This window comes from Mesorhizobium sp. ZC-5 (assembly GCF_025753855.1).
Taxonomy (GTDB): domain Bacteria; phylum Pseudomonadota; class Alphaproteobacteria; order Rhizobiales; family Rhizobiaceae; genus Neomesorhizobium.
In genome coordinates this window covers 569,438-583,745 of sequence record NZ_JAOWPT010000004.1, presented here as the reverse complement: position 1 = coordinate 583,745, position 14,308 = coordinate 569,438, and the positions used below count along the sequence as shown (strand labels likewise).

The following is a 14,308-nucleotide window of genomic DNA, read 5'->3' as shown; positions in this document are numbered from 1 at the left end:
CCTTTTATGCGTTGGTTTTCAGGAACCGACGAGGTCAAGCCCGATTGCGCTGATCTCGGCACCGCCGTTGCGGCCGCGCACGATCCTGATCTCGGTACCCGGTTCCGCCGCAACCTCGGCCGCCGCTGCCATCCGGCGTGCCGCTTCTTCCGACGCCGCGAAGGCAAATCCGGTCGGTCCCCACGAGCTTTGCCCGATGCCGACCGCGCCGGTGCCAGCCAGCCGGTTCGCCAGCCGCTCGACGCGTTTCGACGTGAACACGCCGCCCTGTGCCGGCGCGAAATAGCCGCCGACGATACGCTGGATCGCCGAGATCGCCGACCCGAAAGCGGCAAGATCGCGCTCGATCAAGGCCGGCATGACACCCATCAGTACATGCTGGCAGATTTCGCCGACGCCGCTTTCGGGAAAGGGCGGCAGGTCACGGAATGCCGTCACCTCGTCGGCTCCATGCAGCCCATCCATCTCGTGATCGAGGATAAGCAGAACCCGCCATTCGTCGGGGAAGGGGAAGCGCGCGATCACCGGCGGCGGCCGGCCGCTGTCGTCCTTGCCGGCGTCGAGGATCACGCCGCCGCTGTCGAAACTGGCGATGCCGATGCCGGACCGGTTGCCGCGCGCCAGCCGCGTCGCGTCACCGGCGATATCGAGCGGCAGTTGGTGGAGCGTGCGCAACGCCGCGGCAATGGCGAGCGCGATCTGCGTGCCGGAGCCCAGCCCGGCATGGCTCGGGATCGCCTCCTCGACAACCAGCCTGTGGTGCGAGCGAATGCCGAGATGCCGGCAAAGTGCCGCCAGATGCGCGCTCGCGCGTTCGGGCTCCAGGCCCTGTACGGTGGTTTCCCCGGCTCGCGACAGCGTAACGACAGTCTCCGGCTCGCTCAGGGGCAAACCGATGCTGCCGAAGCGGCGGCCGGAGATGCCGTTCAGGTCGAGAAAGCCGAGATGCAGGCGGGCCGGCACTTTTATGGTGACGTGGTTCGACATCTACCCCCGAGTGGGTGCATGATATGCATCACAGAAGTTTAGGTGCCGGGCATCATGATAGCGGCTTTCGGTTGCGGGGCAAGCCGGAGCGACCCAAACCGGGGTTCCTACTTTGGTGCCGGAAGCATCGTTACAAACAGGAGACCGGGATGAGCGAGACAGCCAAGGAAAAGACCTATTCGGAAGCCGAGATCACCGAGCGGCTGCAAAAAGAGCTGCCGAAATGGCGCTACGAGAACGGCTGGATCCGGCGCAAATACAAGACCAACAGCTGGAAGGGCACGCTGATGGTCATCAACACCGTCGGCCATCTCGCCGAAGCCGCCTGGCATCATCCCGACATCGCCGCGTCCTACGCCTTCGTCGAGGTCAAGCTGATGAACCATGCCGCCAAGGGCATCACCGACAAGGATTTCGAACTGGCCAGGAAGATCGAGGACGTCATCCAGTGGCAGCCGGGCAGCGAGGGCGGCGCGCTCGAGGGCACGCCGCACGGCGACCAGCGTTTCGCCTACATCAAATACGACTGAGATCGGCGTTGCCGAAGTCCGCGCCTGGCTCGCCGCCAATCAGCCGGCGACCTGCGTCAGCACCGCGCCCGGCGTAAGCCCGGCCAAGCGGCGAGTTTCGCGCGACAGATGCGCCTGGTCCGCATAGCCGATTTCACCGGCCAGCCCGGCCAGCGGCGCGCCGTCATCGCTGCGGCTGATCTTGAGGAAACGCTGGAAGCGCAGGATGCGGTCGAGCATCTTGGGCCCGTAGCCGAAGGCGGCATGGCATTTACGCCGGAGCGTGCGCTCGCTCATCCCGAGCCTGTCGCGCAGGAGATCGATGATCTCTGTGCCGGGCCGGCGATCCGCCTCTTCGACAAGGCGGAAGATCAGGCGGGCGGCGGCGTCCGGATCCTCGTCGAGCGCTGCCGTCTTGCGTGCCATCGCCAGTTCAAAGCGGTTGGCGATGTCTTCCGTGGTCCGCGCCCCGCCGATCCAGTTGCCGATATAACGCGCCTCGGTGCCCCAGAAAGCTTCCAGAGGAAGCCGTTGGTCGACGATGTCGGACGCCGGAATACGTAGCCATCGCGCCGCGCTGCCCGCCTGGAACCGCAGGCCGAACACGGTCGAACCCGCCGGCAGGTGTTCGATGTTGGGTTCCCTGTCGGGACCGGCGATGCGCAAAGCCCCATTCACCCATTGCAGGTCGATGCAGCCGTCGGGCGGAACGCTTAGCGTGCAGTCGCGGCCAGCCGGGATTTCATGGCGCCACGCGCATGTGAAATGCGGTCGCAGCGCAGCCTGCGGCGCATGCTCGCTGTAGCCGCCCGCCGCCTGGCTCAGGATCGGCGCGTCGGCACCATGCATCGGGCCAAAAGGCCGATGTTGCCGGCTATCCTCGTTCAATGAAGCAAAGCGCCGTTTCATTCGCCAGATGCTCGGACCTGTTGCCGGGTTGAACCCTGGAGCGGATTCTGCTCCCGCCCAGCCAACGCCGTCAACAGCCACGGGTTCCCGAATTCCCGCCCCTGGCGCCGGCCATGTCATTGCAGATCGCTGACCCCCGCCAGGATCAGCCCGCCGACGACCGCGATGTTGATGGTGAACGCGTTGCGGATACTTTGCCGCTCCGCGCCGGAGTAGCGCCAGAAATCAAGAGCCAGCACGCTCGCCGCGGCCGTGAAGATGATGAGCGCTGCGGCCGCGTAAGGACGTGCGATGCCGATCGCCAGTGCCAGGCCAGCCGCCACTTCCAATGCCGAGCCGGCGGCCAGCATGGGTTTCGGCGCCGGAAACTGTCGCTCGGCAAGCTGGGCCGCTACTGCACCGAACTTGAGGAAATGCTCGGTTCCGGCCCAGACGAACACGCCGCCGAGCACCAGCAGCCCGAATTGTCGGATAAGATCGAGCATGGAGCCGCCCTTAGCCGGCGGACCAGACGGCGAGTTCATAGCCGTCGGGGTCGGCGAAATGGAACCGCTGGCCGCCCGGAAACGGGGAGGTCGGTTTGACGATCCTTCCTCCGGCCTTTTCGATGCGCTGCTGCGCTTCGGTCAGGTCGTCGGCATAGAGGATGACCAACGGGCCGCCCGGGCGAGAGGAGCCGCCTGTGGTGAATCCCCCGGTCAGCCTGCCGTCGGTGAATTCGCAGTAGGTCGGCCCGTAGTCGGTGAACGTCCAGCCGAAAGCGGCGCCGTAGAACGCGCGTGATCGTGCGATGTCCGCGACGTTGAACTCGATGTTGTCGATCTGGCGGTCGGTGCCTCGCGTTGACATGGTGCATGCCCTTTCTTCGTTGAACAGGGCATTTGTACCATCCGCCATCCGGCAGTTCTTGAACGAAACGGCCATCCAGCGCGGCTGGAGGAGGCTCATTTCCTGGCCTGCGGGTAGATCGTCTCGCCACGCTTCAGCATGTCGACGAAACTCTCGATCTTCTTCCTGCGGCCGGCTTCGGTCTTCATATTGTGGGTGCGGAAGGCGAGCGCGAAACGGTTCTGCGCGCTGAGCTTCTCCAGCATTTCGCGGGCCTTGGGTTCGGCATCGATTGCCGCCTGCAGGTCGTCGGGTATCTTCATGTCCTTGCCGCTCTTGTAGGCGCGGTCCCAGCGCCCGTCGGCCCTGGCCGCCTCGACCTCCCGCAGCCCGTGCTCGGTTATCCGGCCTTCCTCGATCAGCCTGGCGACGTTGTCGACATTGATCTGGCTCCAGGTGCTCTTGCCGCGGCGGCGCGTGTAGCGCTGCAAATAGCTCTTGTCGTCCAGCCCCTTGCGGATGGCGTCGATCCAGCCCCAGCACAGCACGACGTCGATGGCCTGCTTCGGCGTGATCGATTGCAGCCCCGAACCCACCTTATGGATCCTGATCCAGACATCGTCTTCGCTGTCGTGGTGCTTGCCGAGCCATTCGTAGAAGCTCGCAGCGTCCTTGAATTCATGGACCTTGCCGGGATCGACCTTGAAGGGGGCCATCAGAATGGAAACTCGATCTGCATATTCTCTCCGCGCGACAATGCGGGTCCAGTTTAGGTCGGCGGCCGGATCGAAGTACAGCAGCAGACTTCTCCGCTTGCGGCAATTGATCTCGCATGCGGACATTCTCTAATTTGACGCTGGAACGGGGGTTCACGGCCAAAATAGTTTCATCTAGAGTTGGGGCCGGCACCAGAAAGTAGCGTAGTGAATGGCGGTTGCATGGATCGGCAACCGGGAGACGCTGGTCGAGCGCGCGGCGGAACATGCCGCGGAGCTTCTGGATTCAAGCCGGTGCCCGGTCTTCAGCTTCGACACGGATGTACATGGGACACGTGCGGCGATCGCGCTCGCCGAAAAGGTCGGCGGCGTCTGTGACCATGTGGACAGCGCGGCGCTCGCCCGCGAAACCGCGCTCTTCACCGGCAAGGGCGGCATGACCGTCGCGCCCGGCGAGACGCGCCGGCGGGCCGATGTCGTGGTGATCGTGGGCGAACTGCCCGAAGCACATCACGACCTGGTGGCGGACCTGGCCGAAACCGTGCCCGATCTTTCCTCCGCCAAGGCGCGTGAACTTTTCCTGGTCGGCGACGGCAAGCTTGGTGCGTCCGGCCTTTCCAGCAATATGAAGCCAACCCGTTTGTCCTGCGGCGATGCCGGGCTCGGTGCCACGCTGGCATCGCTTCGCGCCCAGCTTGCCGGCCGGCAGGTGGCGGCGCCGGCGACAAATTTCAAGCGGTTCGCTGCGGCGCTGGAGACGGCTCGGTTCCCGATTTTCCTGTTTTCCGGCCATGGCGCCGACGGTCTGGCGCTGGAGATGCTGCAGGGCCTCGTCGGCGACCTCAACCGCAAATCGCGGGCCTCCGCGCTTCATCTTCCCGCCAGCGAAAGCGGCTGGGGCTCAGCGCTCGCCTCCACCTGGATGACCGGCTTTCCGTTGCGTTGCGGTTTTGCGCGCGGCTTTGTCGAATTCGATCCCTGGCGCTTCGATGTGGCGCGCATGCTGGCGACCGGCGAGGCGGACCTGCATGTGCGTATCTCTGCCTCGGCCGACCATCTGCCGGCCCGCCGCAACGGCACCAAGCTGCTTGCCTTGGTGAAGACCGGCAAACCGGTTCCCAACGCGGCGATCACCATCGCCATCGGGGCCGCTGGCATCGACCACGACGGCGTCGCGTACAATTCTCGCGTTGGAACCTTCCGGGCGGCGGCGGCCACGGTGCCGGTCTCGGTTCTGCCTTCGGCGGCTTCGGTCCTGCGCATGGTCGCCGGCCATCTCGACAGGGTGGCACTGCCATGCTGACCAGGATTACAGGCGGCGAAATCATCGACCCGACCAATGGCCGCGCGGGCATTGGCGATCTGTGGCTCGACGGCGGCGAGATCGTCGACGCGCCCCGGGACGCCCAGGCGGGCACTACCATCGATGCGTCCGGTTGCGTCGTGATGGCGGGCGCCATCGACATCCACTCGCATATCGGCGGCGGCAATGTGAACACAGCCCGCCTGCTGTTGCCAGAACAGCATGCGGCGCATATGCCGCGCCCGACCGCAACGCCGCTCTCCAACGCCGGCTGGTCGACTTTCGAGACGGGCTGCCTCTACGCAAAAATGGGCTTCACCACGGTGGTCGAGCCGGCGATGTCGCCGGGTGCCGCGCTGCACACCCATCTCGAACTCGCCGACATCCCGATCATCGACAAGGCGACGCTCGCGATCCTCGGCAACGACGATTTCCTGCTGTCGATGATCCGCGATGGCGCTTCCCCGGCAATGATCGACGACTATGTCGGCTGGACGGTCGGCGCGACGCGGGCGCTCGGCGTCAAGGTCATCAACGCGGGCGCGGCAGCCGCCTTCAAGGAGAATGCGCGCACCTTCTCGCTCGATGACGAGGTGCCCTGGTACGGCGTCAGTTCGCGCAAGATCGTCAAGACCTTGCAGGCCTCGGTCGAACGGCTCGGCATTCCGCATCCGCTGCATGTCCACTGCAACAATCTCGGCGTGCCGGGATCGGCGGATACGGCCGCGGCGACCATCGCGGCGGCGGAGGGCGTGCCGATGCATCTCGCCCATCTGCAATTCTACGGCTACGGCACCGAGGGCAAGCGCAAGTTCTCTTCCGCCGCCGCCCGGCTTGCCGAGATCGTCAATGGCACGCCGGAGGTCACCATCGACATCGGCCAGGTGATGTTTGGCCAGACCGTCACTGTTTCCTCCGACGTGATGCGCCAGTTTTCGGCGCGCGGCAGCGCCAGCCCCAGGAAATTCGTCATCCATGACGGTGATGGCAATGGCGGCGGCATCGTGCCTTTTCGGTACAGCGAGGATTTCTACGGTGCCGTGCAATGGGCGACAGGGCTCGAGCTTTTCCTTTTGATTACAGACCCCTGGCGGGTATTCTTCACTACGGATCATCCGAACGGCGCGCCGTTCACTGCCTATCCGGCGCTGTTCCAGCTGCTGATGGACCGCGATGCGCGCCGCGAGGCTGCCGAAAAACTGCCGAAGTCGGCGCTGGCCACCTCGTCGCTGATGTCGATCGAGCGTGAATACAGCTTCGAGGAGATCGCCATCATGACGCGGGCCGCGCCGGCAAAACTGCTCGGCCTTGCCGATCGCGGCCATCTCGGCGCCGGCGCCATCGCCGATGTCGCGGTCTACCGCAAGGGGACCGATATCGCGCGGATGCTGGGCAGGGCGGCCTATGTGTTCAAGGACGGCGACCTCGTCGTCAAGGATGGCGAGATCACGCATTACCGCTGGGGCAGGGCGCTGCGGCTCGAGCAGCCGCCGGACAAGGCGATGGCACGGCTTCTGGAGGACTACCACCAGCAGCGCTACGGCCTGTCGCTCGACTGGTTCACCTTCCCCGATACCGCGATCGCACGCGAAAAACCGTTCGGCGAGATCGCATGCCGGACCTGACCGTAAACGGAGTGGTGATCGACGACACCTATGCGGAAGCCTTCGGCATGCGCGCCACGGCGATCGTCATCACCGGGCCTAACCGCAAATGGGCGCGCCAGGCGGCCGTCTCGATGACCGGCTTCGCCACCTCGGTCATCGGCTGCGGCTGCGAGGCGGCGGTCGATGCCGAACTGTCGCCGGCCGAAACGCCGGATGGGCGCCCCGGCTGCCGCGTCATGGTCTTCGCGATGAGCACCGACGAATTGCAGAAGCAGTTGCTCAACCGCGTCGGGCAATGTGTGCTGACCTCACCCGGCAGTGCCTGTTTCGCTGGCCTCGAAGGGTCGGCACAGCTCAAGCTCGGGTCGGCGCTGCGCTATTTCGGCGATGGCTGGCAGATTTCCAAGAAGCTCGGCGGCCGGCATTTCTGGCGCATTCCGGTGATGGACGGCGAGTTCGTCTGCGAGGCCGCGACCGGGCTGACCAAGGAAGCTGTCGGTGGCGGCAATCTTCTGCTGCTCGCCGGATCGAGCGACAAGGCCCTTGCCGCGGCCGAAGCCGTGGTCGCGGCGATCCATCAAGTCCCGGGCGCCATCCTGCCGTTTCCCGGTGGGATCGTGCGCTCCGGCTCGAAGATCGGCGGCAAATACAAAGGCATGATCGCCTCGACCAATGACGCTTTCGCACCGACCTTGCGCGGCGTCGTGAAGAGCCAGCTTGGTCCCGACATCAATGCCGTGCTGGAAATCGTCATCGACGGCGAAACCAGCGATGCAGTCGCCGCGGCGATGAAGGCCGGCATCAAGGCGGTCACCGACCTCGGGCCGACGAAGGGTGCCGCCCGCATCAGCGCCGGCAATTACGGCGGCAAGCTCGGCAAGTTCCTCTATCATTTGAAGGATCTCCTGCCGTGAAAGCGCTGACCTTCACCCTCGTCGCGGAGCCGCGGGAGCGGCTCGACCTGTCGCCGTTGACGCCGGAACGTCTCGCCGGGCTGGAGAAGCCGGAAATCGCGAAAATCCGCATCGGCCAGTCGAAGCGTGCCTCTACCGTAGGCGACATTTTCCGGTTCGCCGGCAGCGACGTTCAGGACATCGTTTTCGACGGCGGCAGCAGCCGCCTCGACCGGGTGGCCGAAGGCATGAGCGAAGGCACCATTCGCGTCATCGGCGACGTTGGCGCCCAACTAGGGCGCGGCATGCGCGGCGGTGCGGTCACCGTCGAAGGCAAGGCCGGGCCGCATGCGGGTTCGGGCATGCGCGGCGGCCGCATCGAGATCGGCGGCAACGCCGGCGACCATCTCGGCGGGCCGCTCGCCGGCGAACTCGCCGGCATGAACGGCGGCATCCTGGTCGTCCGCGGCAAGGCCGGCGCCTTCGCCGGCGACCGCATGCGCCGCGGTCTGATTGCCGTCCTGCGCGGTGCCGGCGACCATGCCGGCTGCCGGATGATTGCCGGCACCATCGTCATTGCCGGAGGAACCGGCGAGATGCCCGGCTACCTGATGCGCCGCGGCTCGATCCTGCTCGACCGCGCCCCCAAATCGCTGTCGCCGAGCTTCGTCGAATGCGGTGCGCCGGACAGCGTGTTCGCCGCACTTCTCGATCGCCAGCTGATTGCCGAAGGCATCCTGAAGCGGCAGCTGCTCGGCAGGGAGCAGCACCGGTTCGGCGGCGACAATGCCGTGCTCGGCCTCGGTGAAATCATGTTCCCGCGCTGAATTGCCAACTGTATCGGCCTACCATCGTGCGTCCAAAGGACGCGCTCCAATGTCAATTTGTCGCAGGCAGCTTGTGGAAAGCTGTGCCGGCTTTGTTTGACAAGGCGGTTGGCCGATGGGATCATGCCCGCGCTTTAAGACCTGCTTCTATGATGTTGCAGGCCGGGCTTAATTCCGTGACCGTCCATGACGGCACAGGAGGCACGGACATGGCGGGTTTCGGACCGGCCGTCGTCGAGAGCATGCCAGAGCTCCCCCCGCTCGAATGCGGGCCGAGCCCAAGCGTTTCATGCGCCTTTCAAGCAGTCGCATCGCCCTTCCTGCCAGATACCGACATGCATTCAGTCTTCTCTGGCATTCGCAAATTCGTGTGCAAGAGAGATCGTTGGAGTTGGTGAAGCATTAGGACGAATTGCCCTTTCGATTCGCGCCTTCGAGGCAGGGATGAACAGGAATGGCTGTCGCGCTCTTACTGGTTGCAGTTGTCGTTGGTTCGGTGGTGTTCCACCTCGTAAGCCCGTGGTGGTGGACGCCGATCGCCTCCAACTGGAGCTATATCGACCACACCATCACCGCCACGTTCTGGATCACCGGCGTGGTGTTCGCCGCGGTCGTTCTGTTCATGGCCTATTGTGTCTGGCGCTTCCGCCACAAGGAAGGAAACACCGCCCACTACGAACCGGAGAACAAGCGGCTCGAATCGTGGCTGACCGTCGCCACCGGCATCGGCGTGGCCGCGATGCTGGCGCCCGGCCTCTTCGTCTGGCACCAGTTCGTCACGGTTCCGAACGACGCCACCGAGGTCGAGGTGGTAGCCCAGCAGTGGCAGTGGAGCTTCCGCCTGCCGGGCCAAGACGGCAAGCTCGGTCTGGCGGATACCCGTGAGGTGACCCCCGAGAACCCGCTTGGCCTCAAGGCCGACGATCCCAACGGCCAGGACGACGTGATCGTCGAAGCCGCCGACCTGCACCTGCCGATCGACAAGCCGGTGAAGATGCTCTTGCGTTCCATAGACGTCCTGCATGATTTCTACGTGCCGGAATTCCGCGCCAAGATGGACATGGTGCCGGGCTCGGTCACCTATTTCTGGTTCACGCCGACCCGCACCGGCAGCTTCGAGGTGCTGTGCGCTGAACTGTGCGGGCAGGGCCATGCCTTCATGCGCGGGATCGTCATGGTCGACACCGACGAGGATTATGCCGCCTGGCTCGGCGAGCAACAGACATTCGCCCAGTTGACGGGCACCCAACAGACGAGCGCTGCGGAACCAACCGCGCCTGAGTAAAGGGAGCAAGGCGCGGCGACGCGCCGGGGAAACGTGCATGGAGAGGCGCTGACCCGTCAGGCCTCGCCCAGGGGAACCAAGGAGGCGTTCCGATGGTCGACGTAACACCGGGCTCGGTCGACACCATACCGCCCGCCGAAGTGCCGGAGGTCGAGCTTTACCATCCGCACAGCTGGTGGACGACCTACGTGTTCTCGCAGGACGCCAAGGTCATCGCCATCCAGTATTCCTGCACGGCGATCGCCATCGGCATGGTGGCGCTGGTGCTGTCGTGGCTGATGCGCCTGCAGCTTGGTTTTCCCGGCACCTTCGACTTCATCACTCCGGAGGCCTACTACCAGTTCATCACCATGCACGGCATGATCATGGTGATCTACCTGTTGACCGCGCTGTTCCTCGGCGGCTTCGGCAACTACCTGATCCCGCTGATGGTGGGCGCCCGCGACATGGTGTTCCCCTATGTCAACATGCTGTCCTACTGGATCTATCTGCTCGCGGTGCTGGTGCTGGTCGCTAGCTTCTTCGCGCCGGGCGGCCCGACGGGTGCCGGCTGGACGCTTTATCCGCCGCAGGCGATCATGGCGGGTACGCCGGGCGGCCAGGATTTAGGCATCGTCCTGATGCTCTTTTCGCTGGTGCTGTTCATCATCGGCTTCACCATGGGCGGCCTGAACTATGTGGTGACGGTGCTGCAGGGGCGCACCCGCGGCATGACCCTGATGCGCATGCCGCTCACCGTGTGGGGCATCTTCACCGCCACCGTGATGGCACTGCTTGCCTTTCCGGCGCTGTTCGTCGCCTGCGTCATGATGCTGTTCGACCGGCTGCTCGAAACCAGCTTCTTCATGCCGGCCATCGTCGAGATGGGCGAGCAGCTGCAGCACGAGGGCGGCAGCCCGATCCTGTTCCAGCACCTGTTCTGGTTCTTCGGCCATCCGGAGGTCTACATCGTGGCGCTGCCCGCCTTCGGTATCGTGTCGGACCTGATCTCGACCCATGCGCGCAAGAACATCTTTGGCTACCGCATGATGGTGTGGGCGATCGTCGGCATCGGCGCGCTATCCTTCATCGTCTGGGCGCACCACATGTATGTCTCGGGCATGCATCCCTATTTCGGCTTCTTCTTCGCCACCACGACGCTGATCATCGCCATCCCGACCGCCATCAAGGTCTACAACTGGATCCTGACACTCTGGCGCGGCGACATCCACCTCACCAACCCGATGCTGTTCGCTCTGGCCTTCATCGTCACCTTCGTCAACGGCGGGCTGACCGGCCTGTTCCTCGGCAATGTGGTGGTCGACGTGCCGCTATCCGACACCATGTTCGTGGTTGCGCATTTCCACATGGTCATGGGCGTCGCACCGATCCTGGTCATCTTCGGCGCCATTTACCACTGGTACCCGAAGATCACCGGCCGCATGCTCAACGAGGGGCTTGGCCAGTTCCATTTCTGGGCCACGTTCCTCGGCGCCTACCTGATCTTCTTCCCGATGCATTATCTCGGGCTGATGGGGGTGCCGCGCCGCTATAACGAGCTCGGCGAGATGGGCCTGATCGCCGACTCGGCGCACCAGCTCAATGCCTTCATCTCGATCATGGCGTTCATCGTCGGCTTCGCGCAGTTGGTCTTCCTGTTCAACCTTCTGTGGAGCATCCGCCACGGAAAGGACGCGGGCGGCAATCCATGGCGGGCGACCACGCTCGAGTGGCAGACGCCGGAGACACCGCCCGCCCACGGCAATTTCGGCAAGGAACTGCCGATCGTCTACCGCTGGGCCTACGATTACAGCGTGCCGGGCGCCAAGCAGGACTTCCTGCCGCAGAACGAGCCCGGCGACTACGGGCAGGCGAAGGGGCACTGATGAGCGTCATCCTCGTCTTCCTGCTCGTGATCGCCGGTATCGCCGGCTGGTGGCTGTCGCACCAGCGGCTGATGTCGAAGCCATGGCTGGAGCAGGGCTCGATCGGGGATTTCATCGCTTCCGAGCAGTCGGCCATGCCGACCGCCAAGATCGGCATGGGCGTGTTCCTGGCCGTGGTCGGCTGCCTGTTCGCGCTGTTCACCAGCGCCTACTTCATGCGCATGGCGCTGGCCGACTGGCAGCCGCTGCCCATCCCGCGGCTGTTGTGGTTCAACACCGCCGTGCTGGTGCTTTCCAGCATCGCCCTGCAGGTGGCGCTGGTCGCGTCGCGCAAGGGACAGCTCGACACCGTGCGGCTCGGGCTTGCCACCGGCGGGCTGACCGCGATCGCCTTCCTGGTCGGCCAGCTGTTTGCCTGGCGCGCGCTTGTCGCCGACGGCTACCTGCTTGCCGGCAACCCGGCCAACAGCTTCTTCTACCTGATCACCGGTCTGCACGGGCTGCACATCGTCGGCGGCCTGATCGGGCTTGGCCGCACCAGCTACAGGGCGTGGACGACGACACGCACCGACACGCTCAGCCTCGGGGTCGAGCTGTGCGCCATGTACTGGCATTTCCTTTTGTTCATCTGGCTGGCGCTGTTCGTTCTGCTTGCCGGCTGGGCCGCCGATTTCATCGATATTTGCCGCCAATTGCTGACCTAGGAGGGCCAGGCGGATGAGCGAGACGACCATGACAAACACCACGGCGCCGGCGAGGCCCGACGGGCTGCGAGGCATCGCGGCGGACTGGGCTTCCGATCAGCGGGCGTTCAAGAACGTCTCGTGGGGGAAGGCCATGATGTGGATCTTCCTTCTGTCGGATACCTTCATATTCGGCACTTTCCTGCTCTCCTATATGACGGCGCGCATGTCGACGCGGGTGCCTTGGCCCAACCCGAGCGAGGTTTTCGGCCTGCATGTCGGCGGCGTCAGCGTTCCGCTGCTACTCATCGCCATCATGACCTTCGTTTTGATCTCCTCCTCCGGCACCATGGCGCTGGCGGTCAACTACGGCTATCGCCGCGACCGCCGGAAGACTGTGCTGCTGCTGCTTTTGACGGCGGCACTCGGCGCCACCTTTGTCGGCATGCAGGCCTTCGAATGGACCAAGCTTATCAGCGAAGGCGTGCGGCCCTGGGGCAATCCGTGGGGCGCGGCGCAGTTCGGCTCGACCTTCTTCATGATCACCGGCTTCCACGGCACCCATGTCACGATCGGCGTAATCTTCCTGATCATCGTGGCGCGAAAGGTCTGGCGTGGTGACTACGACACCGGCGCGCGAGGCTTCTTCACCAGCCGGCGGGGCAATTATGAGAGCGTCGAGGTGATGGGCCTCTACTGGCACTTCGTCGATCTGGTCTGGGTGTTCATCTTCGCATTCTTCTATCTCTGGTGAGGTCTGACATGGCTGAAGCAACCGCACACGGACATGGATCGCTACACGCGGCGAACGACGCGGCGCCGGTCACGCACGACACCCACCAGGAGCACCCGCTCCGAACCTATTTCATCGTCTGGGGCTGGCTTTTCGTGCTCAGCGCTTGCTCCTACGCAGTCGATTACATCGGCATCCAGGGTTATCCGCGCTGGGCGCTGATCCTGATCTTCATGGTGCTGAAGGCCGGACTCATCGTCGCCGTGTTCATGCACATGGCGTGGGAACGGCTGGCGCTGGCCTATGCCATCGTCATCCCGCCGGTATTCATCCTGGTCTTCGTCGCGCTGATGGTGCTGGAATCCGAATACACGCTGTGGACCCGACTGACCTTCTTCGGCGCCGGGCCATAAGGAAATGCGCCTTCGTCCTGGACCCGGCATCGGCGCCGCGTCCCGTGGCGCCGCGCGGTTCTGCTTATTCGTTGACATCGACAATGATCGGAGGAGAATGATCTTTTCGTTCCGGGGCGGCCTGATTTTGCCTGCTCCAGCGTCGCCACTCCAACAGAAGGGACGCCTACGATGACGATCTCAAATCGACTCCGCACCTATATCGATGGCGAGGGAATTTCCTACGACACCGTGCCCCACCATCGTACAGCAACCAGCAGCCAGTCCGCGCAGGCGGCGCATATTCCAGGCAGCAGGATGGCCAAGACCGTGGTTGTCCATCACGAGATGGGATACGCGCTCGCCGTGGTTCCAAGCACGCACCGGGTCGAGCTTGGTACCTTGCAGGATGTCATGGACAAGCGCCTCGGCCTGGCGTCGGAAGGCGAGGTCGGCGTCCTCTTCGACGACTGCGACATCGGGGCCATTCCGCCGATCGGCGCCGCCTACAAAGTCCCGGTCATTCTCGACGAGAGCCTCGATGATGCCGCCGACGTCTATTTCGAGGGTGGCGACCACAAGACGCTGGTCCATGTCAGCGGCAGCGACTTCCGCAATCTGATGAGAGGCGCACAGGTCGCCCGTTTCAGCCATCCGGCCTGAACCGGACGGGTAGAGCCCGTTCCAATCCAGCTGTATCGGAACAAGGTTCTATCTAATTGTTTTACAATGATCTTTATCCGAAAACCGCTGCGCGCTTTCGGGAGATGG

General features: G+C 64.2%; 16 protein-coding genes. 11 read left to right on the top strand and 5 right to left on the bottom strand.

The features are described from left to right. Nucleotides 1-18: 18 nt before the first annotated feature. Nucleotides 19-987 carry a beta-ribofuranosylaminobenzene 5'-phosphate synthase family protein gene (locus tag OHD58_RS14975; protein WP_263804190.1) on the bottom strand — a complete coding sequence of 323 codons (969 nt, stop codon included), beginning with the start codon at nt 985-987 and terminating at the stop codon, nt 19-21. 149 nt (nt 988-1,136) lie between these two features. Here OHD58_RS14975 and OHD58_RS14970 point away from each other — a divergent pair, with 149 nt between their 5' ends. Further along, nucleotides 1,137-1,517 (top strand): 4a-hydroxytetrahydrobiopterin dehydratase, encoded by a 381-nt coding sequence (locus OHD58_RS14970; RefSeq protein ID WP_263804189.1) that lies wholly within the window; start codon nt 1,137-1,139, stop codon nt 1,515-1,517. Nucleotides 1,518-1,556: 39 nt separating this feature from the next. On the opposite strand, the gene OHD58_RS14965 is transcribed toward OHD58_RS14970, so the two are convergent. The 4 genes from OHD58_RS14965 to OHD58_RS14950 all read right to left on the bottom strand — a co-directional run bounded on the left by OHD58_RS14965 (nt 1,557) and on the right by OHD58_RS14950 (nt 3,949). Beyond that, nucleotides 1,557-2,345 carry a helix-turn-helix domain-containing protein gene (locus OHD58_RS14965; protein ID WP_263804188.1) on the bottom strand — a complete coding sequence of 263 codons (789 nt, stop codon included), beginning with the start codon at nt 2,343-2,345 and terminating at the stop codon, nt 1,557-1,559. 176 nt (nt 2,346-2,521) lie between these two features. Beyond that, nucleotides 2,522-2,890, bottom strand: coding sequence for a DoxX family protein (locus OHD58_RS14960; protein WP_263804187.1), 369 nt, complete (start codon nt 2,888-2,890; stop codon nt 2,522-2,524). A gap of 10 nt (nt 2,891-2,900) precedes the next feature. Next, the gene (locus tag OHD58_RS14955; RefSeq protein ID WP_263804186.1) at nt 2,901-3,254 is read right to left on the bottom strand and encodes a VOC family protein; all 354 of its coding nucleotides are present in this window, start codon (nt 3,252-3,254) and stop codon (nt 2,901-2,903) included. Nucleotides 3,255-3,349: 95 nt separating this feature from the next. Beyond that, nucleotides 3,350-3,949: a YdeI/OmpD-associated family protein gene (locus OHD58_RS14950; RefSeq protein ID WP_263804185.1), complete on the bottom strand. Its 600-nt coding sequence runs from the start codon at nt 3,947-3,949 to the stop codon at nt 3,350-3,352. 211 nt (nt 3,950-4,160) lie between these two features. Here OHD58_RS14950 and OHD58_RS14945 point away from each other — a divergent pair, with 211 nt between their 5' ends. The 10 genes from OHD58_RS14945 (at nt 4,161) to OHD58_RS14900 (ending at nt 14,200) form a co-directional block, all read left to right on the top strand. Continuing rightward, entirely contained in the window at nt 4,161-5,252 is a 1,092-nt protein-coding gene (locus tag OHD58_RS14945) for a tungsten formylmethanofuran dehydrogenase (protein ID WP_263804184.1), read from the top strand. After that, nucleotides 5,246-6,877: a formylmethanofuran dehydrogenase subunit A gene (locus OHD58_RS14940; protein ID WP_263804183.1), complete on the top strand. Its 1,632-nt coding sequence runs from the start codon at nt 5,246-5,248 to the stop codon at nt 6,875-6,877. Before OHD58_RS14945 ends, OHD58_RS14940 begins: the two co-directional genes overlap by 7 nt. Further along, nucleotides 6,865-7,773 (top strand): formylmethanofuran--tetrahydromethanopterin N-formyltransferase, encoded by a 909-nt coding sequence (gene fhcD, locus OHD58_RS14935; RefSeq protein WP_263804182.1) that lies wholly within the window; start codon nt 6,865-6,867, stop codon nt 7,771-7,773. Before OHD58_RS14940 ends, fhcD begins: the two co-directional genes overlap by 13 nt. Beyond that, a complete protein-coding gene (locus tag OHD58_RS14930) occupies nt 7,770-8,579 on the top strand; it encodes a formylmethanofuran dehydrogenase subunit C (RefSeq protein ID WP_263804181.1) in 810 nt (269 codons plus the stop codon). Before fhcD ends, OHD58_RS14930 begins: the two co-directional genes overlap by 4 nt. Before the next feature lie 454 nt (nt 8,580-9,033). Beyond that, nucleotides 9,034-9,864 carry a cytochrome c oxidase subunit II gene (locus OHD58_RS14925; RefSeq protein WP_263804180.1) on the top strand — a complete coding sequence of 277 codons (831 nt, stop codon included), beginning with the start codon at nt 9,034-9,036 and terminating at the stop codon, nt 9,862-9,864. Nucleotides 9,865-9,956: 92 nt separating this feature from the next. Further along, on the top strand, nt 9,957-11,729 hold the full coding sequence (ctaD, locus tag OHD58_RS14920; protein ID WP_263804179.1) for a cytochrome c oxidase subunit I: 1,773 nt from the start codon (nt 9,957-9,959) through the stop codon (nt 11,727-11,729). Next, complete coding sequence (locus tag OHD58_RS14915; RefSeq protein ID WP_263804178.1) at nt 11,729-12,433, top strand: cytochrome c oxidase subunit 3; 705 nt, start codon at nt 11,729-11,731, stop codon at nt 12,431-12,433. Before ctaD ends, OHD58_RS14915 begins: the two co-directional genes overlap by 1 nt. A gap of 13 nt (nt 12,434-12,446) precedes the next feature. Then, the gene (locus OHD58_RS14910) at nt 12,447-13,166 is read left to right on the top strand and encodes a heme-copper oxidase subunit III family protein (protein WP_263804177.1); all 720 of its coding nucleotides are present in this window, start codon (nt 12,447-12,449) and stop codon (nt 13,164-13,166) included. Nucleotides 13,167-13,174: 8 nt separating this feature from the next. After that, on the top strand, nt 13,175-13,558 hold the full coding sequence (locus OHD58_RS14905; RefSeq protein WP_263804176.1) for a cytochrome C oxidase subunit IV family protein: 384 nt from the start codon (nt 13,175-13,177) through the stop codon (nt 13,556-13,558). 171 nt (nt 13,559-13,729) lie between these two features. Next, nucleotides 13,730-14,200 (top strand): aminoacyl-tRNA deacylase, encoded by a 471-nt coding sequence (locus OHD58_RS14900; protein WP_263804175.1) that lies wholly within the window; start codon nt 13,730-13,732, stop codon nt 14,198-14,200. Nucleotides 14,201-14,308: the final 108 nt, after the last annotated feature.